The 21,176-nt window shown below is 68.7% G+C and carries 19 protein-coding genes; 9 read left to right on the forward strand and 10 right to left on the reverse strand.

Annotation, left to right across the window (positions count from 1 at the left end):
• The 7 genes from CEQ11_RS11900 to CEQ11_RS12965 all read left to right on the forward strand — a co-directional run bounded on the left by CEQ11_RS11900 (position 1) and on the right by CEQ11_RS12965 (position 6,829).
• On the forward strand, positions 1 to 1,695 hold the full coding sequence (locus CEQ11_RS11900; RefSeq protein ID WP_067189748.1) for an iron ABC transporter permease: 1,695 nt from the start codon (positions 1 to 3) through the stop codon (positions 1,693 to 1,695).
• A gap of 2 nt (positions 1,696 to 1,697) precedes the next feature.
• Positions 1,698 to 2,408 carry an ABC transporter ATP-binding protein gene (locus tag CEQ11_RS11905; protein ID WP_227718923.1) on the forward strand — a complete coding sequence of 237 codons (711 nt, stop codon included), beginning with the start codon at positions 1,698 to 1,700 and terminating at the stop codon, positions 2,406 to 2,408.
• A gap of 171 nt (positions 2,409 to 2,579) precedes the next feature.
• Positions 2,580 to 3,128, forward strand: coding sequence for a TetR family transcriptional regulator (locus CEQ11_RS11910; RefSeq protein WP_070640053.1), 549 nt, complete (start codon positions 2,580 to 2,582; stop codon positions 3,126 to 3,128).
• Positions 3,129 to 3,295: 167 nt separating this feature from the next.
• Positions 3,296 to 4,648 (forward strand): RNase H family protein, encoded by a 1,353-nt coding sequence (locus CEQ11_RS11915; RefSeq protein ID WP_088478727.1) that lies wholly within the window; start codon positions 3,296 to 3,298, stop codon positions 4,646 to 4,648.
• A 172-nt stretch (positions 4,649 to 4,820) separates the two neighbouring features.
• Positions 4,821 to 5,726 (forward strand): DUF2268 domain-containing protein, encoded by a 906-nt coding sequence (locus CEQ11_RS11920; protein ID WP_193763029.1) that lies wholly within the window; start codon positions 4,821 to 4,823, stop codon positions 5,724 to 5,726.
• A gap of 16 nt (positions 5,727 to 5,742) precedes the next feature.
• Positions 5,743 to 6,507: a MerR family transcriptional regulator gene (locus CEQ11_RS11925; protein WP_209279945.1), complete on the forward strand. Its 765-nt coding sequence runs from the start codon at positions 5,743 to 5,745 to the stop codon at positions 6,505 to 6,507.
• 169 nt (positions 6,508 to 6,676) lie between these two features.
• Positions 6,677 to 6,829, forward strand: a complete 153-nt coding sequence (locus CEQ11_RS12965) for a hypothetical protein (RefSeq protein ID WP_157531272.1) — start codon at positions 6,677 to 6,679, stop codon at positions 6,827 to 6,829.
• A 189-nt stretch (positions 6,830 to 7,018) separates the two neighbouring features.
• Here the strand turns inward: CEQ11_RS12965 and CEQ11_RS11930 are convergent, their stop codons facing one another.
• The 7 genes from CEQ11_RS11930 to CEQ11_RS11960 all read right to left on the reverse strand — a co-directional run bounded on the left by CEQ11_RS11930 (position 7,019) and on the right by CEQ11_RS11960 (position 16,884).
• Positions 7,019 to 7,354 (reverse strand): hypothetical protein, encoded by a 336-nt coding sequence (locus tag CEQ11_RS11930; RefSeq protein ID WP_088478729.1) that lies wholly within the window; start codon positions 7,352 to 7,354, stop codon positions 7,019 to 7,021.
• Between the two features lie 75 nt (positions 7,355 to 7,429).
• Positions 7,430 to 8,044, reverse strand: a complete 615-nt coding sequence (locus tag CEQ11_RS11935; protein WP_088478730.1) for a hypothetical protein — start codon at positions 8,042 to 8,044, stop codon at positions 7,430 to 7,432.
• A 181-nt stretch (positions 8,045 to 8,225) separates the two neighbouring features.
• Positions 8,226 to 9,170, reverse strand: coding sequence for a restriction endonuclease (locus tag CEQ11_RS11940; RefSeq protein WP_088478731.1), 945 nt, complete (start codon positions 9,168 to 9,170; stop codon positions 8,226 to 8,228).
• 5 nt (positions 9,171 to 9,175) lie between these two features.
• The gene (locus CEQ11_RS11945; protein ID WP_088478732.1) at positions 9,176 to 10,330 is read right to left on the reverse strand and encodes an ATP-binding protein; all 1,155 of its coding nucleotides are present in this window, start codon (positions 10,328 to 10,330) and stop codon (positions 9,176 to 9,178) included.
• A gap of 110 nt (positions 10,331 to 10,440) precedes the next feature.
• Complete coding sequence (locus CEQ11_RS11950; protein ID WP_227718869.1) at positions 10,441 to 13,698, reverse strand: type I restriction endonuclease subunit R; 3,258 nt, start codon at positions 13,696 to 13,698, stop codon at positions 10,441 to 10,443.
• A gap of 13 nt (positions 13,699 to 13,711) precedes the next feature.
• Positions 13,712 to 14,803, reverse strand: a complete 1,092-nt coding sequence (locus CEQ11_RS11955; protein WP_193763030.1) for a restriction endonuclease subunit S — start codon at positions 14,801 to 14,803, stop codon at positions 13,712 to 13,714.
• A 119-nt stretch (positions 14,804 to 14,922) separates the two neighbouring features.
• Positions 14,923 to 16,884: a class I SAM-dependent DNA methyltransferase gene (locus CEQ11_RS11960; RefSeq protein WP_088478734.1), complete on the reverse strand. Its 1,962-nt coding sequence runs from the start codon at positions 16,882 to 16,884 to the stop codon at positions 14,923 to 14,925.
• 322 nt (positions 16,885 to 17,206) lie between these two features.
• On the opposite strand from CEQ11_RS11960, the gene CEQ11_RS11965 reads away from it, so the two are divergent.
• A complete protein-coding gene (locus CEQ11_RS11965; protein ID WP_067189518.1) occupies positions 17,207 to 17,434 on the forward strand; it encodes a helix-turn-helix domain-containing protein in 228 nt (75 codons plus the stop codon).
• Positions 17,431 to 18,618 carry a type II toxin-antitoxin system HipA family toxin gene (locus CEQ11_RS11970; RefSeq protein ID WP_088478735.1) on the forward strand — a complete coding sequence of 396 codons (1,188 nt, stop codon included), beginning with the start codon at positions 17,431 to 17,433 and terminating at the stop codon, positions 18,616 to 18,618. The genes CEQ11_RS11965 and CEQ11_RS11970 overlap by 4 nt, the downstream gene beginning before the upstream one ends.
• A gap of 87 nt (positions 18,619 to 18,705) precedes the next feature.
• Here CEQ11_RS11970 and CEQ11_RS11975 read toward each other — a convergent pair whose 3' ends face one another.
• The 3 genes from CEQ11_RS11975 to CEQ11_RS11985 form a co-directional block, all read right to left on the reverse strand.
• Positions 18,706 to 18,915 carry a hypothetical protein gene (locus CEQ11_RS11975; RefSeq protein ID WP_088478736.1) on the reverse strand — a complete coding sequence of 70 codons (210 nt, stop codon included), beginning with the start codon at positions 18,913 to 18,915 and terminating at the stop codon, positions 18,706 to 18,708.
• Between the two features lie 100 nt (positions 18,916 to 19,015).
• The gene (locus CEQ11_RS11980; protein ID WP_088478737.1) at positions 19,016 to 19,912 is read right to left on the reverse strand and encodes a transporter substrate-binding domain-containing protein; all 897 of its coding nucleotides are present in this window, start codon (positions 19,910 to 19,912) and stop codon (positions 19,016 to 19,018) included.
• Positions 19,913 to 20,028: 116 nt separating this feature from the next.
• Positions 20,029 to 21,126: an exonuclease domain-containing protein gene (locus CEQ11_RS11985; protein WP_088478738.1), complete on the reverse strand. Its 1,098-nt coding sequence runs from the start codon at positions 21,124 to 21,126 to the stop codon at positions 20,029 to 20,031.
• Between the last annotated feature and the right edge of the window lie 50 nt (positions 21,127 to 21,176).

The following is a 21,176-nucleotide window of genomic DNA, read 5'->3' on the forward strand; positions in this document are numbered from 1 at the left end:
CTGCCGTCCGTCCTTCAGCGGCGGCCGCGCGCCCGGCCGTCCGGCGACGGGCTGGGCGCCTGGTGGCTGCTGGCCGCCGTCCTGCCGCTGACCTTCCTCGCGGTCTTCTTCCTGTGGCCGGTCGGCGCGATGTTCCTGCGGGGCGTCACCGCGGACGGCGCCCTGGACCTCACCGCCTTCGGCGAGGTCCTCGGCCGCGAGCGCACCTGGCGGATCCTCGGCCACACCCTGGGCATGGCGGCGGCCGGTGCGGCCCTCTCCCTGGCCGTGGGCCTGCCGGCGGCCTTTGTGCTCTACCGGCGCACGTTCCCGGGCAGGGACGCGCTGCGTGCCGTGGTGACGGTGCCGTTCGTGCTGCCCACCGTGGTGGTGGGCGTGGCCTTCCGCGCCCTGCTGGCCCCGGGCGGGCCGCTCGGGTTCCTCGGCCTGGACCAGACCACCACGGCGGTGGTGCTGGCCATGGTGTTCTTCAACGTCTCCGTGGTGGTCCGCCAGGTCGGCGGGCTGTGGTCCGTGCTGGACCCGCGGCAGGCGGAGGCGGCGGCCTCGCTCGGGGCGTCCCCGTGGCGGGTGTTCCGCACGGTCACGCTGCCGCAGCTGGGCCCGGCGATCGCCTCGGCGGGCTCGCTGGTGTTCCTGTTCTGCTGCTCGGCGTTCGGGATCGTCCAGACGCTCGGCCGCCCCGGGGTGGGCACCCTGGAGACGGAGATCTGGGTGCAGACCTCGGTCTACCTGGACCTGCGGGTGGCCGCCGTGTTCTCCGTGCTGCAGCTGCTGGTGGTGCTGGCGGCCATCGGGCTGTCCTCCGCCGCCTCCGCCAGGACCGTGCGTGCGCTGCGCATCCGGGACGCGTACGCGGTGCCGCTGGGACGGCGTGACTGGGCGCCGGCGCTGGTCACCGCCCTGGCGGCCACGCTGATCCTGCTGCCGCTGGGTTCGCTGCTGGTCCGCTCGTTCCACTCGAGCGAGGGCTGGGGGCTGCGGAACTACCGGCTGCTCGCGGAGAGCTCGGGCGCCGGGTTCGCCGGCGGCACCACGGTGCTGCAGGCGCTGGAGCACTCGGTGAAGATCGCCGGGGACGCCACCGTGTTCACCCTGCTGGCCGGCATTCCGCTGGCCCTGCTACTGACCCGCCCGTTCCACTCCGCCGCGGCACGGCGGGCCCAGCGCTGGCTGGACGGCGCGGTGATGCTGCCGCTGGGCGTCTCCGCGGTGACGGTGGGCTTCGGATTCGTGGTGTCCCTGCAGCTGGAGTTCCGGGAGCTCGCCCAGTCCGGGGCGCTGGTGCCGCTGGCCCAGGCCGTGGTGGCGCTGCCGCTGGTGGTGCGCACGCTCGTGCCGGTGCTCGGCGCGGTGGACCATCGGCTGCGCGAGGCCGCCGGCACGCTCGGCGCCGGCCCCTGGCGAGTGCTGCTCACGGTGGACGGGCCGGTGCTGCTGCGGGCAGTGGGCCTGGCCGCGGGCTTCGCGTTCGCGGTGTCCCTGGGCGAGTTCGGGGCCACCAGCTTCCTGGCGAGCCCGGACTACCAGACACTGCCGATCGTGGTGGTGAAGCTGCTGGGCCGTCCGGGGGCGGAGAACTACGGGATGGCCCTGGCCGGTGCGGTGGTGCTGGCCCTGGTCACCGCCACCGTGATGGTGGTGTGCGAGAGGCTGCGCCCGCGCGGCGCCGCCGGGACGGGAGGAGCATGGTGAGCATGGGCGTGGGCATGGGCATGGGCATGGGCGTGGGCATGGGCATGGGCATGGAGCACGGTGCGGCCCTGACGCTGGAGGACGTGACGGTCTCCTACCCGGACGGCACCGCGCCGGTGTCCGGGGTGGACCTGACGCTGGCCCCGGGCGAGATCGTGGCGCTGCTGGGCGCCTCGGGCTCCGGCAAGTCCACTCTGCTGCGCGGCATCGCCGGCCTGGAGCGCGTCAGTGCCGGGCGGATCCTGCTGGACGGCCAGGACGTCACCGGCGTGCCCACCCACCGGCGCGGGGTGGGCATGGTCTTCCAGGACGGCCAGCTGTTCCCGCACCGCTCGGTGGCACGGAACGTGGCCTACGGCCTGGAGTCCGCGAAGGTGCCGCGGGCCGCACGCCAGGACCGGGTGGCGCAGATGCTGGAGCTGGTGGACCTCGCCGCCTTCGGCGACCGCCCCGTGCAGAACCTCTCCGGCGGTCAGGCCCAGCGGGTGGCCCTGGCCCGATCGCTGGCCCCGTCCCCGCGGGTGCTGCTGCTGGACGAGCCGCTCTCCGCCCTGGACCGTGACCTGCGCGAGCGCCTCGCCGCGGACATCCGGCAGATCCTCAAGGCCACCGGCACCACCGCCGTGCACGTCACCCATGACCGCGAGGAGGCCGCCGCCCTCGCGGACCGGGTGGTCCGCCTGCACGACGACGGCTCCCTCACCGTGGTCTGAGCCGTCGCCGGCTGCGGCGTCGGCGGGGGTGGCTGCGGTGCGGCGCCGGCGGGCTGCGGCGCCGCGGTGTCGCCTGCGTCCTGGCGGTGTCGCCTGCGTCCCGTTACGCATCCAGCGAAGGTTCAGCCGCCGAACCTCCCGGTCCTCGGGTGGCTCGGATATGTTCACAGGGTGACCTCTGCTGCTGATGCTCCTCGCCCCCGCGGTCGGCTGACCGTGGACGAGGTCGTGGACGCGGCCGTCACGATCCTGCAGGACTTCGGCATGGGGGACCTGTCCATGCGCCGCGTGGCCGGGGTGCTCGGGGTGCAGGCCTCGGCGCTGTACTGGCATGTCCCCAACAAGCAGACGCTGCTGGCCCGCGTGGCGGACAGGATCGTCGCGGACGTGGAGCGCACGGTCCGCGCCCATCGGCTCGAGGACCTCGAGGAACTGACCTCGGCGGCCGAGGCCGTCCTGCTGCGCCACCGGGACGGCGCGGACGTGGTGCTCTCCTCCCTGGCCCTGGGGCTGGGAGGCTCGGCCCTGCATCGGATGTTCGTGGAGACGGCCCCGGATCCGGGCTCCGGCGAGCGCGCGCTGGCCGGCATGCTCGGCGCCGCGGCCCTGCGGCAGCAGCGGGAGCAGGCCGCGGCCCTCGGTGTGGAGCTCGGTCCGGACTGTCAGGCGCACGCTCGGCGCGGCAGGTCAGATCAGGCGGAGAGAGCGGCTCCGGGCTAGCACCCCGCGAAGGGCCGCAGCGGACGCACAGCAGGTGTCTTCTTGTGGGGTCTCCGCTCCGGCGGCTCTAGGATTGACCATTTGTGCGGCACAGGGGGTTCCGCCGCACCGCACGGCGGGAACGGACGCGGAGAAGGACGCAGGACCGACGGGCAGGGAAAGGAACCATGGAGCAGCGCAGCACTCACCCCGCACGCGAGTCCGTGCGGGGTCTGCACAGCGAGGCGGACGCCGTCTCGCAGGGTGCGCTGCTCGACCCCGCACTCGCGTTCCTCGGCCCCGCCGCCCGGTCTGTCCCGCCGCGCCCCCGCCGGCTCGAGGTGGACCACCGAGGCCTGCCGGTGCGCCTGACCACCCCGGCGCCGGTCCGCCCCTCGGCCGTCCGTCCCCGGCCGCCGGTGTTGCGGACCCGCAGGGACGGCGTGAAGGTGATGCAGACGCCCGCCCTGCTCCAGGGCGTCCGGTTCGGCCCGTGCTGCAGGCTGGACCTGTTCTCGGTGCGCGGAGGCATCGTGTACATCACGCGGGCCCTGGTGCTGGACGAGCTCGGGGACGACGAGCGCGGCGAGGTGTACGTCGGCATGGTCCCGGTCGCCGAGCTGCACCGCTTCTGGGAGCACGCGCTGGCGGACCAGGATCCGCAGGATCCGGTGATCGTGCACAAGCGGTCGGACGAGGACGCCGAGACCCTCCGGCTGCTGGAGGCCGTCGGGCCGCCGGGGCTGAACGTGGTGGGCTACCGCCTGGACGAGTCCGCTGACGGCACCCAGCGCTCCTCCTATCTGCTGCCGGAGATCGTCCCGGACGCGGTGATGGAGCTCGGTTCCCCGCGCATCCGTCTCGACGACGCCCCGAGCACGGTGACCCCCACGGGCACTGCCGCGGACCGTGCCGAGTGGCGGCGGGTGCAGCGCTATCTGCAGCGCGTGGCTCCGGAGCTGCTGCACAACATGGACCGCCGCACCCCCGCGGAGGTGACGGACGTCTTCGTGGACGGCGCCACCCTGCGCGGGGCCCGCATCGGCGGTGCGGCGGCGACGGCCGATCCCGGAGTGTGGGCGGCCCGCACCGTGCCCGGCGCCACCCGGCCCGTGGAGTCCGAACTGGACGCGCTGCTGCTGGGCTATGTGGTGGCCGCATGGGCGGGGCGGCAGGACGGACCCGTGGTGATGCACTCTGATTCCCGGGCGGCACTGGCCCTGCTGCGGGACGCCGTGAACGAGCCGCTGACGCTGGGTGGTGCCCGCGGCGACCGGGTACGCAAGTCCCTTCGCCACCTGCTGGAGATCCGGGAGTACATCTGTTCGCTGGGCAAGTCCGTGAAGGTGCGCTGGATCAAGGGGCACGTGGGCCATCATGGCAACGAGCTGGCGGACGCCCTGGCCCGGTCGATCGCCCGCAACACTCTCGCCGGCACCGGCCACGACGAGCAGGTCCAGCGCCTGGACCGCATCGCCCGCGCATGGGAGGGCGGGCCGATCGGCCACGAGGGCTGCCACGAGGTCGACCTGCCCGACTGACCCCCTTGGCACTTTCGTTCGGGAAACCGTCGCGTCCCGGCGCACTTTCGTTCGGGAAAACGTCGCGTCCCGGAGCGCTTTCGTTCGGGAAACCGTCGCGTTCACTGCACCGGAGACGCTGCTCGAAGCCGGGATTGACCTTGCCGTCACGTCAATGTTTACGGTCGAGTGCATGACAGTCTCGATGATCGACAGCCTCGTCGGCATGCGGCGCCTGGCCCAGGCCCAGCCTGACGAGTGGAACGAGGCGGCCCGTGATCTGTGGGCGCCGATGGCAGGAATGTACTTCTTCATCCCGGGTGGGCCGGACCTGGCCCAGGTGCATGCCCAGAACTTCGGTTTCGGACCGGAAACCTCACATGACCAGGTCGTCGAAGGCCTGAGGGCCTTGGAAGAAGCCGATGCGTGGGGCCGGGTCGAGCGTGCTGTACGGGACGGGTTGGAGCGTCTGTCAGCAGCCAATCCGACCATGCGCATGCCTGACCTTCGGGTGCTGCTCGTCCTGGGCGACCCTGACAACAAGCACTTCATGGACGAGGTCCGCGGGTTGTCGGCCTCAGGCGGGATCAGCGGCTTCATCGCGATCACCGTCTGGCCGTCGTCGGAGGTGCTGGACCGCCTGGAGGCCATCGCCCTGCACGAGCTCCACCACAACGTGCGCTACTCGCCCGGTGGTGTGGTGTGGGATCCGAGGACCGTCACCGTCGGTGAGCACGTGGTGGCCGAGGGGCTGGCGGACCTGTTCGCCGCCGAGGCCTACGGCACGCGGGGACTCACTCACTTCGTCAGCGACCAGACCCGCACCAGCGACGCGGTCCTCGCGCGCGTCGTGGAGGGGCTGGAGGTGACCGGGATGCAGGACTTCGGCGCTTGGGTGCTGGGGGATGCCAGCGCACGTTTGTTCGGCGGAACCCCGGTCGGCCTGCCCACCGGAGCGGGCTATGCGGCGGGCGCCCGTATCGCCGAGGCCTACCTGTCCGCGACGGGTCGAAGTGCGGCCGAGTGCGTGACGGTCCCCGCAGCCGACGTCGTGGCCGTGGCCCTGCCACAGTTGGGGCTGACAACGAATGGACAGTGAGGGAAGGCGGGTCGTGGTGGAGTGGACCGTCCAGCAGCTGGCGCAGCGTGCCGGGATCAGCGGCCGAACCCTGCGGCATTACCATCAGATCGGCCTGCTGCACCCTGACCGGATCGGCGCCAACGGCTATCGCTACTACGGTCAGACTGCCGTGGCCCGCCTCCAACGCATCCTGCTGCTGCGCGATGCCGGGCTGCCGCTCAACGAGATCGCCGCCGTTCTCGACTCCGAACACGATCAGGCCGACGAGGTGGCAGCCCTGGAGACGCACCTCGTCCAGCTCCGCCGGGATCGTGAGGCGCTGGACCGGCGCATCGCATCGGTCGAGCACACCATCGCGATGCGTCGCCAGGGGCGCCGACCCCGCATGGATATGCTGCTCGAGGGTTTCAACGACCGTTATGAGGCTGAGGTGGTCTCCCGCTGGGGCCAGGAGGCTTTCGACGTCTCCCACCGGTGGTGGCACGCCAAGACGCTGACCCAGCAGCAGCAGTTCGAGGCCGATGCTGAGCAGCTGCTTGCTCGCTGGGGCGAGCTGCACGCAGCCGGCCTGGGGCCGTCGAGCCCCGAGGCGCAGGCCCACGCCGCCGCGCATGTCGCATGGTTCGCCCAGGTCCCCGGCACTCCCACCTGCGCCGACGACCCGACCAACGCGACTGCCATGGTGCTCGGCGTGGCGGACCTCTACGTCACCGATCCGGACTTCCATCCCGCCTTCGGAGGCCCCGAAGCCGCCGAGTTCGCGGCCCGAGCACTGCGGATCCACGTCAGCCCAGCCTGACGCTCGTCCAGGATCCGACGTCACGCCGCCCGGCCTGACACGGCCCGTTCGAACCGGCAGCCCCTCCGTGCTTCCTCCCGCCCGACGGCCGCCCACGGGTGGCCAGTCGGGACGGCCTGCCCGTAGCGTGGGCGACTCGAAGGCATTCTTCGAACGAAAGGACCCAAGCATGTTCCGCATCGGCAAGCGCATCGGCAAGAACACCACCGCCTCCGTCGGCCGTGGAGGCCCGCGCGTCGGCCGCCGCTTCGGCATCTTCAACGTCTCCAACCGCGGCGTCGGCATCAGCTGGCGCCGGCTGTTGGGTGGCCGCGGCCGCTGAACTCTCCGGGCGCGGCGGCGCAGCGTCTCCTGGCGCTGGCCTCCCCGCCGGTGATGCCCGACGACGGCACTCGCCCCCGTCGGTCCGCCCACCGTGGTGGGTGTGGCCGGCGGGGGCGTGTTGTGTCCGGAACCGCCGAGCGCGCACGGCTCGGGATCGGCTGACGGCCGGGCGCGGCGAAGTACGGACTCAGAACCCGGAGCGGCTCCACCGCCGGAACGCAGCGAGCGCGCACCACAGCCCCACGGCGATGGCCGCACCGCTGATCGCGTAGCTGCCGGCGTCCGAGGAGACGAGCCCCTTGCCGTTCAGGGTGTTGGAGATGGTGGCGGCGCCGAAGAGGATCACCACGATGCCGAGGATGCCGAGCCCCCAGCCGCAGATCCAGTCCCAGACGTCATGCAGGAGCGTCCGCGGCCTGGCGCCACTGCCGCGGTTCTTCCGCCAGCGGGCGTCCTTGCGGGCCTGCTCGGCCTTGAGCCGCTCCCACTCCTCGGCCGTGGTGTGGTGGTCGTCCTGGGTCATGGGTTCCCCTCCTGCGTTTCTCGACGACGGCGGCTCGCCGCCGCCGGTGAGGTCACCGGGTTCGACCGGCTTGGGTCAGGCGATGGGCTGGGTGACGGCGTGGCGCTGCTGTCCCTGCCCGAGGTGCCGTTCGGCGGCCGGCAGGAAGCACAGGACGCCTCCGGCGATCATGGCCAGGCCGAGCAGGCCGATGATGTACAGGCCGATGCCGGGGCTGACCCACGGGGTGTTGCTGAGGCGGTTGATGTTGGCGAAGCCGTCCAGGGTCGCCAAGATGCCGACGAGCACGGCGAGGCCGCCGGTGGTCATGCGCACCCAGGTGACGCGCTTGAACCAGAGCAGGGCCCCGGCGCCGATGAGCAGGAGGAAGGACACCAGCAGCAGGTATCCCTCTTCCTTCAAGCCGGTGGAGAACCAGTTGGCGCTCTCCCCCAGGGCGGTGAGGACGGGCAGGAACAGGCAGAGGACGGCGAGGCCGCCCAGGCCGGCCAGGATGATCGGAAGGTACTCGTAGACGGCCGGCATGCCTCGGAGGCGGTTCGGGAAAGCCGTGCCCGGTGCGGCCGTCGCTGCGGGCTCGCTGAACTCGCCGGCGGACTTCGCGGCCCGGTACTCGGCCAGGGTGGGCTCGCGGCCGTGGTCCGCGGTGAACTTGTCGGTCCACTGCTGTTCGGTCATCGGGTTCGTCATGGCAGGCCTCCTCGGGGCACACAGCGGGCATCCAGGGCTCGGACACCTCGATCCTAGAGGGTGGGCGGACAGGATAGGAGCGGCCCGCAGCACCGCCGGGAGGAGCCGGTCAGATACGCGGGCGAGGTGGACGTGGACCTAACGATCGAGCTGCGACCTGGGGCGGGCTGAGAGCCCCAAGTCACTCGAAGAAGTCCTCGTCGATCTGCAGTACGTGAAGGGTCTTCTTCACCTGCGCGCCGACCCGGTACTTGAGCATCAGTTGCGTGAGCTTCACGCCGTCGATCAGCACGATCCTGTTGGGGACGGCGTCCGCGTACGCCTGGGCATGCTTACTGAAGGAGCTAGTGGTGATGAAGACGCCCTTCGTCGCGCCGTGCAGGTGCAGCGCACCGACGAACGCCTGGATGGGCTCCCGGCCGACCGTGTTCGCGTCGGCGTAGCGTTTTGCCTGGACGTAGACACGGTCGAGGCCGAGGGCATCGCCGTCGATGACCCCATCGATGCCACCGTCGTGGGACTTGCCGGTCACGGCTGCCTTTCCCTGGGTCCCGCCGTAGCCCATGGCCATGAGCAACTGAACCACGGCTTCCTCGAAGAAGGCCGGCGTGGAGTTCTGCAGCCGCTCGAGCAGTTCCACACGGACGGTCTCGTTGAGACTGGTGACGGCGTCCTGGGCCTGTTCTTCAGGGTCCACGATCGGGTCAGACGCAACAGCGGGCTGCGCCTCAGTATGGGCATAGGCCTGACCAGGCTTCTTGGCGGTGTCCTTGGACCAGAACGGATCGAAGAATGCGCTGGCGCCGGCGAAGTCGTTGAAGCCTTCCGGATTGTCCTTCAGCCAGGCCCGCCCAGCCTCTGTCAGCACGTAGATGCCCCGCGCGGGCCGCTCGATCAGTCCAGCCTTGGCGGAGTGCGTCAGCGCCCAGCCGCCGCGCCCGCGGTACCGCACTTCTCCGGACTCGACCGTCTCTGCCCTGGCTTCTTCGCTGAGTCCAAGCCGGTCGGCTGCCGCCTCGATCACGTCGCGGCGCTTCATGCTCTCGTGCTCTGCGAGTACCTCCAGGGCAGGGCGCACGAAGCGAGGCCAGATGGGGACGGTATTCAGGCCCCGAGGGCCTTCCATGTCTCTCACAGAGATTGCCCCTCAGTCCACGGATTCATCACGAAGTGCGCAGCGTGTTCCACAAGGTACTCCCGCAACTCCGGCGTGGAGAATGCCAGCCTGCCATTCGGCAGGACGTCGATCATGCCGGCCCGCTCGAGCCGCCCCTTGTAGACGGACACGTAGTTGGTGTTCTTGCCGATGCGCTTGGCGATGTCGGTGCTGCGGCTCGGCCCGTCATCCTGCGCCATTGCAACGAGAATGGTCTTGTCCACGTCCGAGAGATCCTGGAGAGCCGGAGCGTGCACCAGCTGTCCGATCTTGCGCCGAGCGACTTCGATCCCCCGCTCAGCATGCTCGTAGGAGATCCGTTCGGCACCTGCCGCACGCCACGTGTGGTAGCCCACCAGTTGAATCATGAAGGGGTACCCTCGTGTTGCCTTCGCACACTGTGCGGCTACATCGGCAGACCATTCACGTTCAGCCCTTCTGGCCGTCTCGAGGAACGATTCGGCGACGTCTGCTTCATCGACTTTTCCGAGCACCATCATCTCGGCCCGGCGCAGGAAGGTACTTACGCGAGGGCGCTGTGCGTTGTCCGCGATCAGCTGGTCGACTGCCTGTGGGATACCCGCCATGACCAGGGCAATATTCCGCCCCTCTCGGATCAGGTGCTGTGTGATCGCGGCGAGCTGGTCCAGTTCGTCGGTGGCGATCGTGTGGATCTCGTCGACTGTGATCAGCAGGCCGCTGTCCGCCATGACCGGTGAGTCGAGAAGGCGGCCGATCTCGATGCGCAGGTCGTGCGGGTCGGCAGGAGGCAGGTCGAACTCCTTACTGACGCTCCCGAGCGAGGCGACACCCACGGAGAAACTGCGGGTCCTCGGCTTGTCTTCGACCCCGGTGTCATGACGCGCCGCACGCACCGAACGAGTCAGACGGTCAATCAGCCCCCGTGTCGCGGTCTCATCGACGACTTCCCACCCTTCACCCCTGGCAATATCACCGAGCGTGGTCAGCATGACCGTCTTGCCCACACCTCGTGCCCCAGTGACGAAGGCCAGACGCCCAGGCGCGCCGGGACCGTCACTGAGAGCGGCCGTAAAGTCATCGAGCACATCGTCACGCCCGACGAGAAGTGGAGGTGTCGAGCCAGCTGAGGGCTTAAACGGGTTGGCCATGGCGCTGTCCTGTTCCGTGGAGTAGTTGGGCCTCAACTCACGGGAGTAACGAGCCATGAGTTTGCCCGTTTTGCTAGTTTTGCGAGTTTTGCAGGTTTTGCCAACCCCCCTCACCGTCGGCGCTGGCCCCCCGTCGTCTCCGCCGGGGCAGATGGCGCCCGCTCCCCTTCGTACCTCACCACACCGCTGCCTTCGGCATAGTCGGCACCACCGGAGACGTCGCCGGCCCCTTCACCCCGCACCTTCCAGTACAAGTACTCCCCGATCGCCGCCACGATCATCTTGGACGGGTCTCCGCCCCTGCCCACGATGTCCGTCATCTTCGCGAAGGCGTCCTCGTTCGCATAGACGGCGCCCATCGCCGACCGTTCCAGGTTCGGGCTCGCCAGGAACTGTTCCAGCGAGTTCGCTCCGGCCTGCCCCAGCAGCTTCTCGTCCTCCATGAGCGGCGCCACGAGGGCACTGACCCACGCCTCCTGCTGGGACGGGGAGGCGTCCACGCCTTCACCGGCGAAGATCTCGTTGATCTTCTCGATCACTTCTTCCAACGGCCCGCGCTGCTTCTCGCGCACCTGCCCGCCTCCCACGGCGGTCGTCCCCCTCAGCGCGGCCCCTCCGGTCAGCCCAATATCGCCAGAGGACTTCTTCTTCTGCCGGATGCTCACCAACTGAACGTCCGAAAGATCGATCAGCTCCTCCCCGCCGGGCTGATCGCCCACCAGCTGCACCAGATGTCGCAGGAACAGCGCCCGCTTGTAGTGGTCGGTGTCCCCGAACTCGTAGATCTGGGAGAGGAAGTCGTAGAGGCTGACGAAGGAACGCATATCCTTGCGCACCAGCACGAGCTCGTTCACCCGCGTCTCGTCCTGGCTCATCCGCGCATCCGCCAGTTCCTTGCGGAACCGGTATGCCACGGGCTCCAGCGCAGCCTGCAGGCCTTCCTGCCCGCTGCCGGGCGTCCACGCCACCCACACGTCGGCGAAGGCGTCCACCTCGTCCCAGTCGTACACGCCCGCGGCGTCGAGCTTCGTCCCCAGGTCGTGGATCAGGTTCGGGTCCGTCACCGCCTCCAGCTTCGCACCGGTGTAGTACGGCTCGAAGGCGGCCTGGATGTCGTCTTCGGAGTTCACGAAGTCCAGCACGTAGGCGGTGTCCTTGCCGGGCGCCGCGCGGTTCAGCCGGGACAGCGTCTGCACGGCCAGCACGCCGGAGAGCTTCTTGTCCACGTAGAGGGCGCAGAGCTTCGGCTGGTCGAAGCCGGTCTGGTACTTGTTGGCCACGATCATCACCTGGTAGCCGTCGCCGTCGAACGCCCTCGCCAGGTCGCCGGTCACCTCGGGGTTCATGGACCGCTCGGTGACCTTCTCGAGTCCGAACTCGTCGTCGGTGATCTCGCCGGAGAAGGCCACCAGGGTGCCCACGTCCGTGTACCCCATGTCCTGGATGTACTGGTCCATCTGGCGCTTGTAGCGGACGGCGGCGGCGCGGGAGTCGGTGACCACCATGGCCTTGGCCTGCCCGTCGAGCAGCCCGGCCACGTTGGCGCGGAAGTGCTCCACGATGATCGTGACCTTCTGCGCGATGTTCGTCGGGTGCAGCTTGACCCACCGCATGAGCTTCTTGCTCGCCTCGGTCTGGTCCACCTCGGTCGTCGGCTTCCCGACGGCGGCCCGGTCGCCTTCCGGACGGAACTCGCCCTGCTGTCCGGCCAGGGCCAGCTTGAAGGCGGTGCCGTAGTTGGTGAAGTTCTTCAGCACGTCGAGGATGAACTCCTCCTCGATGGCCTGCTGCATGGTGTACCGATGGAAGGAGGCCGGGATCTGCCGGCCCTTCTCGTCGTACTCGCCGGAGGGGCGGCCGAACATCTGCAGGGTCTTGTCCTTCGGGGTGGCGGTGAAGGCGAAGAAGCTGATGTTCTCCGGGCGTCCGGTGGCGGCGACCTCGGCGGCGAGGATGGACTCGGTGTCCGCCTCTCCCCCGTCTTCGAGGTCGGCCTGCTCGTCCGGGGTGAGCACGCGCTTGAGCTTGGCTGCGGCGGAGCCGGTCTGGGAGGAGTGCGCCTCGTCCGCGATCACTGCGTAGGTGCGACCGGCGAGCGTCGAGTCACCTTTGAGGAGTTCGAGCACGGCGGGGAAGGTCTGCAGTGTCACCACGATGATCCGGTTGCCCTGCAGCAGGGTTTGCTTCACCAGGGCGGACTTGCTGGTGGCCTCACCGCCGAGGTTCTTGCGGTCCACAGCCACCACGGTGCCGGAGGTCCGCTCGATCTGCCGGACGGCTTCCTGGAGCTGGTCGTCCAGCACGGTGCGGTCGGTGACCACGATGACCGAGTCGAACACCCGCTGCTCGTCCGCCCCGTAGGTGGAGAGCAGGCGGTGGGCGGTCCAGGCGATGGTGTTGGTCTTGCCGGAGCCGGCGGAGTGCTCGATCAGGTAGGACTTGCCGGCGCCCTCCTCACGGACGGCGGCGAGCATCGTGGTGACGGCCTCCCACTGGTGGAAGCGCGGGAAGATCAGCGTGGGCTTGCGGCGCGAGCGGCCGTGCTCGTCCTCCACGGTCTCCTTCTTGAGGAAGACGAACTTCTGGAGGATCTCGAGCCAGGTGTCCCGCTGGAGAATCCGCTCCCACAGGTAGGCCGTGGAGGAACCGCCGTTCGGGTTGAGCGGGTTGCCGGCGTGGCCGTCGTCGCCCTGGTTGAAGGGCAGGAAGAAGGTGTCCTTCCCGGCCAGCTTGGTGGTCATCCAGACCTCGCGGTTGGAGACGGCGAAGTGGACCACGGCGCGGGTGCCGAACCCGAACAGTGGCGTGGCCTTCGGGTTCCGGTCCCGGTACTGCTTCTTCGCGTGGCCAATGGACTGGGTGGAGTCGGTCTTCAGCTCGATCGTGGCCACGGGCAGGCCGTTGACGAAGAGCACCAGGTCCACGGACTGGTTGGTGGCCGGGTTGACGTGCACCTGACGCATCACGCGCAACCGCATGCGCTCGTAGGAGGCGACGGCGGCCGGGTTCAGGTTCGTGGCCGGCCGCGGCTCGGCCATGCGCAGGGTGGCGGAGGTGCCGACCTTGAAGCCCTTGCGAAGCACGTTGAGCGTGCCGCCGACGCCGGTGTCCTGCGGCTTGTTCAGCACGTCGATCAGACGGGTGGTGATCTGGTCCCGCTGCGCCTGCTGGGCAGAGGCCGGGGCATCGGCCTTCACGATGCGCCCGTAGTCCTCCGGCTGGTTCTCGGCCAGCCAGGCGTGGACGTCCTCGGGGAAGATCGCGTTCTTGCGGTCGTAGCCGGCATCGTTGGGTGAGTAGAGCCAGCCGTGCTGCTCCAGGTACTCGCAGATGTAGGTCTCGAGTTCGCTCTCGTTGTGGATGGCCACGTGCTGTCAGTCCTTAAGTGGGGATCTCGATCTGGCCGGTGACGGCGGCGGTGATGAGCGCGGCACGACGCTCCTGGGCAAGTTCGATGAACCGCTCCGCCTTGGCGATGAGCGCGTCGATCTTGGCGGTCTCACGGTCGAGGTGGTCAACAATTGCCTGCTGCGTTTGCACTGGTGGCAGGGGGATTTGAAGGGCAGCCGCATCCGCCTGATAGATGGTCTTGTGGGTAGACCCGGCCTTAAGGGAGTCGAAGTCGGATTTCATCGCACGGAAGACGTTCCACAAGAACTCCGGACACAGTTGGGGCCCGCAGACCCAGTTCCAGTAGTCCTGACTCGTTGCCATCGCTCGGGGCATTATGCCGGTGAATCCCACAGATGCTGTGCGGGACAAAACGACGGTGCCTTTCGGAAGTAGTTCAGCTGCCGAGTTCTCCAGGCCCAGAGGGCTGATCCTCGACTTGGTCTCACCCAAGTACTTCCGAGTTCCCGGGCGAAGTTGCCACACGTCGGCAAGAGTGAACCAAGGGATACTGGCGTCTTCCCAATATTCGGGTTTGGAACGGCTCGGGGTGTGGCCCGTGTGCATGGTCGCGACATGACGAAGCTTGGCGCGGCGCCACCCCTCTGGCAGAGCCTCCAGCGGATCCGCGTTCAGACAAGCCTCGTTCGACCCGAACACTGCAGCACGGATCGCTTCCCTACGCCGTTCCAGCAGCACGACAAGAAGGCGTCGCTGTTTCTCGATCAGGGCGTCGATCGTGGCGGTCTCGCGGTCGAGGTAGTCCGCGATTCGTCGCTGCGTGTCAAAGTCAGGCGCCCAGACTTCGATGGTCTTAATGAAGTCCCAGTTTGCCCTCGGCATCTTGGTTCCATACGTGGACGCGTTCACCTGTTCCAGGAAGAAGGAACTCAGCAGTAGGTACCCGAGGTAGCGAGAACACATTTCATCGACCGGACGGTACACATGGATGTCCCCCAGGGCCTCGCCGTCACGATTAGCAACCCACGACTTCGCCAAGTACGGGCGCAGCTTGCTAAAGAGGAGATCACCGGCTCGGAACGAAGTGCCGCGCCCCTCCGAGTCGATTTCATGATCGGTCACGAGCCGACCGGTATGCCCGACCATTGATTCAGCTGCGACGCGGAACTCCGACTCCTCGGGCGCATTGTCTGAAACGAGGTCAACGCACCACCCGAATTTCCTGGATGAGGATCGAGCAATCACCGCTCGACCTCCTGCAACAGCTCGATGATCTCGGCGGTGAGCTGCTTGAGCTCGGCGTCGATCTCCTCGAGCGGGCGCGGCGGCACGTACGTGTAGAAGAGCCGGGTGAAGGGGATCTCGTAGCCGATCTTCGTCTTGGACTCGTCGATCCAGGCGCCGAGCACGTGCGGGGCCACCTCGGCTTCGACGTACTCGTGGATGTCTCGCCCGAAGGGCACGAGTTCGGTGTCCCGCAGCGAGGTGTCCGGCTCCGGCTCGCCCTTCTTGTCCTTCACCACCTCCGCATCGGGATCGTGCACGCCGATCGCCCCGGTCAGGGCCTTCACCAGTGGAGCGCCGGCGGTCACACCGTGTTCCTTCAGCGCCTTCTTCAGCTCCAGCACGAAGGTGGGCTGGTGGTCCCAGACCCGGCCACGCAGGGAGGCGAGGGCGGTCTCGAGAGCTGACCGGCCGTCGTCGGGAAGCTTGTCTACCGGCTTGGTGGCGAGCGCCGCCGCGGTGGTGGCGTCCTCCACCTCGAAGCGCAGCTGCAGCGGGCGCTCCACGGTGATCTCCCGGTAGCCGAAGTCCTGGGCCGTGAGGACCTTGGAGAACTCGGCGTTGTCCTCGGACTGGGCGTCGAAGTCACGGTAGATGTCCAGCACCCGCTGGCGGTCCGCCTTGGACAGCTCCTTGTTCTTCGAACCCACGTTGCGGCGCAGCTTGGTGAAGAACGTGCGGGCGTCGATCAGCTGCACTTTGCCGCGGCGGTCTGCCGGCTTGTTGTTGTCCAGCACCCACACGTAGGTGGCGATGCCGGTGTTGTAGAACATGTCCGTGGGCAGCGCGACGATCGCGTCCACCAGGTCCGACTCCAGCAGCCAGCGGCGGATCTCGGACGGGCCCGAGCCCGCCCCGCCCGTGAACAGCGGGGAGCCGTTGAGGACGATGCCGGCCCGGCCACCGCCCTCCGAGACCGGGCGGAGCTTCGAGGCGACGAGCTGGAGGAACAGCATCTGGCCGTCGCTGATGGCGGGGGTGCCACCCGGGAAGCGGTTCGTGGCGCCGCCGGCGGCGATCTCCTTCTCCACCGCGGTGCGGGAGGCCTTCCAGTCGCCGCCGTAGGGCGGGTTGGAGAGGACGTAGTCGAAGCGCTCGGTCAGGTGGGCGTCGTTCTTCAGGGTGTCCCCGCGGGCGATGCCGTCCGCGTCCTGGCCCTTGCCGAGCAGCTCGGACTTGCAGATGGCGTAGGACTGGTCATTGAGCTCCTGCCCGAACAGGCGGACCTCCGCGTTCGGGTTCATGCGGCGCAGGCGCTCGTCCAACAGGGAGAGCATGCCGCCGGTGCCGGCCGTGGGGTCATAGACGGTGCGGACCGGGTAGCCGGTGAGGACGTCATCATCCGGGGCGGTCAGCAGGTCCACCAGCAGCTTCACGGCGTCACGCGGGGTGAAGTGCTCACCCGCGGTCTCATTCGAGGCCGCGGCGAAGCGGCGGATCAGGTCCTCGAAGAGGGTGCCCATCTCCGCGTTGCTGACGATCTCCGGGGAGAGGTCGATGGAGGCGAACTGCTGCAGGACCAGGAAGAGGCGGTCGTGCTCGTCCAGCTTGGCGACCGTCTTGTCGAACTCGTAATAGGTGAACAGGTCCGCCACGTTCTGGGAGAACCCGTCCACGTAGGCCAGCAGGTTCGTGCGGAGCAGGTCCGGCTCCTGCAGGATGCGGTCCAGGGTGAAGGGGCTGAGGTTGTAGAACGTCAGGCCCGTGCGGGACTCCACCAGGTTCTCCAGGACGAAATCCGGATGGCCCTTGGCCGCCAGCTCCGCGAAGAACTGGCGGTTCGGGGCCATGACCGCCTCCATGCGGCGCAGGATCGTCATGGGAAGGACGAGGGTGCCGTACTGGTTCGGCTTGAACACGCCACGCAGCTGATCCGCGATCCCCCACACAAAGTTCGAGAGGTTCTGGGGAGAGGGCATGGTGGCGGGCCTTTCGGAGCACGGCGGTGTGGTCTGCTGGCCACATTCTCACACTGAGCCGGTTTGCGCGCGCTGCCTCAGACTGCGGCGCGCTTCTCTCACCTGCGATGTTCTTCGGCGCCGGAGAAGGAAGCGGGAGGCGGGCCAAGCAATCCGAGGAATTCTTCGGTTTGAAGGTCTTGTGACTCGACGATCGACCCCAAGAGTCCCCTGTCCGAACTTTTCTTCGGATTGCTCCGCCTGCACGTCGCTAAGGCAGTCGATCGCCGCCAGTTGCGAAGAATTCTTCGGAACTCGATAGCTTCTCTGCCACCATGGAGCCATGGCCACCACGCGCGCAGTCTCCTCCGCCGCGGCACTGACGAAGATCAGCGACCGCGTCCGCGCCATGCGCAAGGAGCTCCGGCTGACCCAGCAGCAGCTCGCAGACCTGGCGGGAGTCTCGGACGCAACCGTCCGCCAGATCGAGCGCGGCACCGGCAAGAGCACCCTGAAATCAGTGCTCTCCGTCATGGAAGTGCTCGGCCTCGAGCTCGAGGTGACCGGGTGACGACGCCTGCGCTCGAAGACCTGAAACGCATCACCGCTGCGGACGTCTACAAGGCCGGCGTCCCGGCGGGGACGCTCACCCGCGATGAGCGGGGAACCATCACCTTCCGCTACCTGGCGGGATACGACGGCGATCCCGTGGCCTCCACGCTGCCCATCTCTCAGGTCCCCGTCACCGCTGCCGGAGGCGGTCTCCCACCATTCTTCTCAGGGCTCCTGCCCGAAGGGCACCGCCTCACCGTCCTGCGCACGGCAGCCAAGACCTCGGCTGACGACGAGCTCACCCTGCTCCTGGCGGTCGGCACGGACGCGCCCGGCGATGTGCAGGTCATCCCTGCCGGCGACCGACTGCGCACAGAGGCTCCCCTCGCCACGGACGATCCACAGACGCTGGACTTCGCCGCCCTCGCGGGCATGCCGGACCGCAACGCCCTCCCCGGCATCCAGGCGAAGGCTTCGGCCTCCATGGTCAACGTGCCCGTACACCTTCAGGAGCACAGCGCCCTGCTGAAGCTGGATCCACCGAACCACCCCCACCTCGTGGTCAACGAGGCGCTCCATCTGCAGCATGCCGCGGCGCTCGGCATCCCTGTGTCCGAGCACACGGTGGTCTACGACAGGCACGGACTCCCAGGACTCCTTGTCCGCCGATTCGACCGCACTACGGCCCGCTCCGGTGAGACGAACCGGCTCGCGCTCGAAGACGCCGGACAAGCCCTCGGCATCTACCCGGCGCAGAAGTACAACGTCACCACGGAAGAGGTCATCTCTGCCCTGGCCGACCTCACTCCCCATCGGCCCGTGGCCGTGCGCAACCTGTACCTGCAGTTCCTCTACGCATGGCTGACGGGCAACGGCGACCTCCACGCGAAGAACGTCTCGGTGTTGCAGTCCTTGGACGGCCGATGGGGCATCGCCCCGATGTACGACGTGCCCTGCACAGCCCTCTACGAAGACATGACCATGGCCCTGTCCGTGGACGGGCGCACGAACAACCTGCGTCTGCGCCACTGGGACGGTCTCGCCGCGAGCATCGGCCTACCCCCGCGTGCCGCCCGTTCCGCCATGACGGTGGCGATGGCAGTAGCGGCGAAGGTAGACCTGTCAGTCCTGCCCTTCACTGGTTCGCCGTTGACAGGCGCCCAGCGGGAGCTGCGCCACCGCCGCTACGAGCTGGAAGGCTGACCGCTCTCCTCGACCGACCATGTCGCCAGGACTTCACTCGGCGCAGCCCGCCAGTGGCCCCACTACAGGGTGGGGACGGCCTGGAGGTCACTTGAACATCTTGAAAACGTCTCCGAGGCCGACCGTGGTGCGCCGGTAGACGGCGTTGTAGGCGGCGCGCTTGGGGTCGCGCAGCCAGCCCATCCCCTTGCGGCCGTAGCCGGGGATGACCTTGCGCTTGATCGCGCGCTTGGCGCGGCCCGTGGTGCGGGCGGAGAGGGACTTCTTCAGGCTGGGCTTGCGGAGACCGATCTTCATGGGGCGAGCGTACTGGGTGGAGCGGACCCGATGAAGGCTGGGGGTGGCTCTGCCGTTCGTCCCCCGCAGCCCTCGGACACGTCCTGTTCACCCACCCGGCTCAGCCCTCCGGGTTCAGGTCCGCCTCCCCCACCCAGGGCTCGGCGAAGCCGTCGTAGGTGCCGTCCTCGAGGGCCACCATGAGCCACTGGTCCACGTAGTGCTTGAAGACGTCATCGCCCTGGGGAAGCATGTAGCCCTGCACCGAGTAGTCGAAGGGCTCGTCCGGGTTCACGGCGCACAGCTCGTCGTACTCGTGGTCCGTGTAGAGGACCTCCGCGCGGTCGGTGGTCATCACGTCCGCTTCCCCGGCGGCGAGGGCATCGAAGATCGTCAGGTTGTCATGGGGGATCAGCTCGCCGTCCGGGTAGTGCTCCCGCGCGAACTCCTCATTCGTGCCGCCCTCCGGGAAGATCGAGCGGACGCCCGGCTGGTTGATGTCCTCGATGCTCCGGTACTTGTCCACGTCCTCGCAGCGGGCGATCGGTGTCTTCCCGTCCTCGAGGGTCTTCTCGGAGAAGTAGACCTTCTCGGTACGCTCCGGGTTCATGGAGATCCCGCCGACGGCCACGTCGCAGTCGGAGAGGAAGTCGTCCATGAGATCGCCCCAGGTGGTCTTCACCATCACCGGCTCCACCTCGAGGGTCGCCGCCAGGTCCTTGGCCATGTCCACGTCGATGCCCTTCCACTCCTCGTCCTCGGACATCTCGGTGAACGGCGGATAGTCGCCGGTCGAGCAGATGCGGAGCTCGCCGGCCTGCTTCACGGCGGTCAGCCGGGACTCCGGCACCTCGGGGGCGGTGACGGTCTGCGTCGGGGTGGGCGTGGAGACCTCGGCGGTGTGCACGCTGTCCGAGGTCTGCGGCACGCCCCCGGAATCCGTGCACGCGGCGACGAGCAGGGTGACGGAGGCGGCGAGGGCCGCGGCCGGGACGGCGCGGTGGGGGCGGGCGCGCATGAACAGCCCCTCTCGGTCAGGTGCAAAGTGAGTGACGTGAGTCACCCTACTCCTCCCGGCCACTCCCTGAACACCATGAGCCCGTAGGGCAAGACGCCGGCACGGCGGCGCAGGGTTCAGTCTCGCATCCAGCGCAGCGCCGTGGTGGCAAGCCAGATGCTGATGAGGGCGAACACGGCCGTCATGCCCACGCCGAGGGCCACGTCGCTGCTGTCCCCGGAAGTCAGGTCCTCGACCACCTGGCCGACTCCGGCGGCGGTCATCATCACACCGAACAGCGCGACGAGCATCATGACCGCCCCGCCGAACTTCTTCGCCACCCGTACCCCCTCGCTCGTACGGTCCTGGTGCTGCGGAGCCGGGGCATCGCCCCGCTGCTGAGGAGCCGCTCCGTTGCCGTGCGGTGCAGGAGTCCTGGCCTCCCGCGGCGGTGCGGGCTGCTCCCAGGGACGCGGGCCGTCGTCGTTGAAGCGGGAACGGCGCAGCGCCGACGGCGTGAAGGCCGAGTTCCCGCGGTCCTGCCCTGTGGGCGCTGCCGTCTCGGCCTGCGCCTCCGCCTCGACCGCCTGCCCGCCCTCGGCAGCCCCCGACCCGGCCGGCGCCTCCGCCTCAGCCACTTCCGCCTCGACTGCCGCACCGGCCGGCGTCTCCGCCTGCCCGCCCTGCGGCCACAGCTCGCCGAGCCGCTGCACACCCTGCTCCTTCGCGATCTCCACGAGCACCTCCGCGCACGCCCGGGCGTCCTGCTCGGCATCGTGGTGGTTCTCCAGCGTCACGCCGTAGGCCTCGGCGAGCACCGGCAGTGTGTGCTGGCGGGAGTCCGGGCGCAGGCGGCGGGCCAGCTCCAGCAGGTCCAGCCACTCTATGGGCTGGGCGGCGCGGCCGGTCTCGGCGCACGCGGCCTCGTAGGCACCGCGGTCGAAGGCCGCGTTGTGCGCCACCAGCGGCAGCTGGGAGCCGAGCGCCTCGAGCTGGCCGGCCACCTCGTCCCACGCCGGGGCGCCCTTCACGTCCTCGGCGCAGATGCCGTGGATGCCGCGGTTCAGGGCGGAGAACGAGTCCAGGCCGGTCGGGGGCTGCACCAGGATCTTCTCGGTGGCCACCACCTCGCCGGCACGGACCAACGCGACACCCACCGCACACACGGACGCCCGCTGCGCGTTGGCGGTCTCCATGTCCACGGCCACGAAGTCCAGGCTGCTGAAGCTGCTCACGTCTACTGTCTCCTCGCGATCCGGCGTCCTTGCCGGTCAGGCGTCTTCCC

Source organism: Micrococcus sp. FDAARGOS_333 (assembly GCF_002206575.2).
Taxonomy (GTDB): Bacteria; Actinomycetota; Actinomycetes; order Actinomycetales; family Micrococcaceae; genus Micrococcus; species Micrococcus lylae.

Bases quoted from the DNA above. Each gene is read 5' to 3' on its own strand.
- CEQ11_RS11905 (WP_227718923.1), top strand. From the start codon at position 1,698: ATGGGCGTGGGCATGGGCATGGGCATGGGCGTGGGCATGGGCATGGGC.
- CEQ11_RS11945 (WP_088478732.1), bottom strand. From the start codon at position 10,330: ATGGCCAACCCGTTTAAGCCCTCAGCTGGCTCGACACCTCCACTTCTC.
- CEQ11_RS11920 (WP_193763029.1), top strand. From the start codon at position 4,821: ATGACAGTCTCGATGATCGACAGCCTCGTCGGCATGCGGCGCCTGGCC.
- CEQ11_RS11960 (WP_088478734.1), bottom strand. From the start codon at position 16,884: ATGCCCTCTCCCCAGAACCTCTCGAACTTTGTGTGGGGGATCGCGGAT.
- CEQ11_RS11965 (WP_067189518.1), top strand. From the start codon at position 17,207: ATGGCCACCACGCGCGCAGTCTCCTCCGCCGCGGCACTGACGAAGATC.
- CEQ11_RS12965 (WP_157531272.1), top strand. From the start codon at position 6,677: ATGTTCCGCATCGGCAAGCGCATCGGCAAGAACACCACCGCCTCCGTC.
- CEQ11_RS11975 (WP_088478736.1), bottom strand. From the start codon at position 18,915: ATGAAGATCGGTCTCCGCAAGCCCAGCCTGAAGAAGTCCCTCTCCGCC.
- CEQ11_RS11915 (WP_088478727.1), top strand. From the start codon at position 3,296: ATGGAGCAGCGCAGCACTCACCCCGCACGCGAGTCCGTGCGGGGTCTG.
- CEQ11_RS11980 (WP_088478737.1), bottom strand. From the start codon at position 19,912: ATGCGCGCCCGCCCCCACCGCGCCGTCCCGGCCGCGGCCCTCGCCGCC.
- CEQ11_RS11930 (WP_088478729.1), bottom strand. From the start codon at position 7,354: ATGACCCAGGACGACCACCACACCACGGCCGAGGAGTGGGAGCGGCTC.
- CEQ11_RS11940 (WP_088478731.1), bottom strand. From the start codon at position 9,170: ATGGAAGGCCCTCGGGGCCTGAATACCGTCCCCATCTGGCCTCGCTTC.
- CEQ11_RS11935 (WP_088478730.1), bottom strand. From the start codon at position 8,044: ATGACGAACCCGATGACCGAACAGCAGTGGACCGACAAGTTCACCGCG.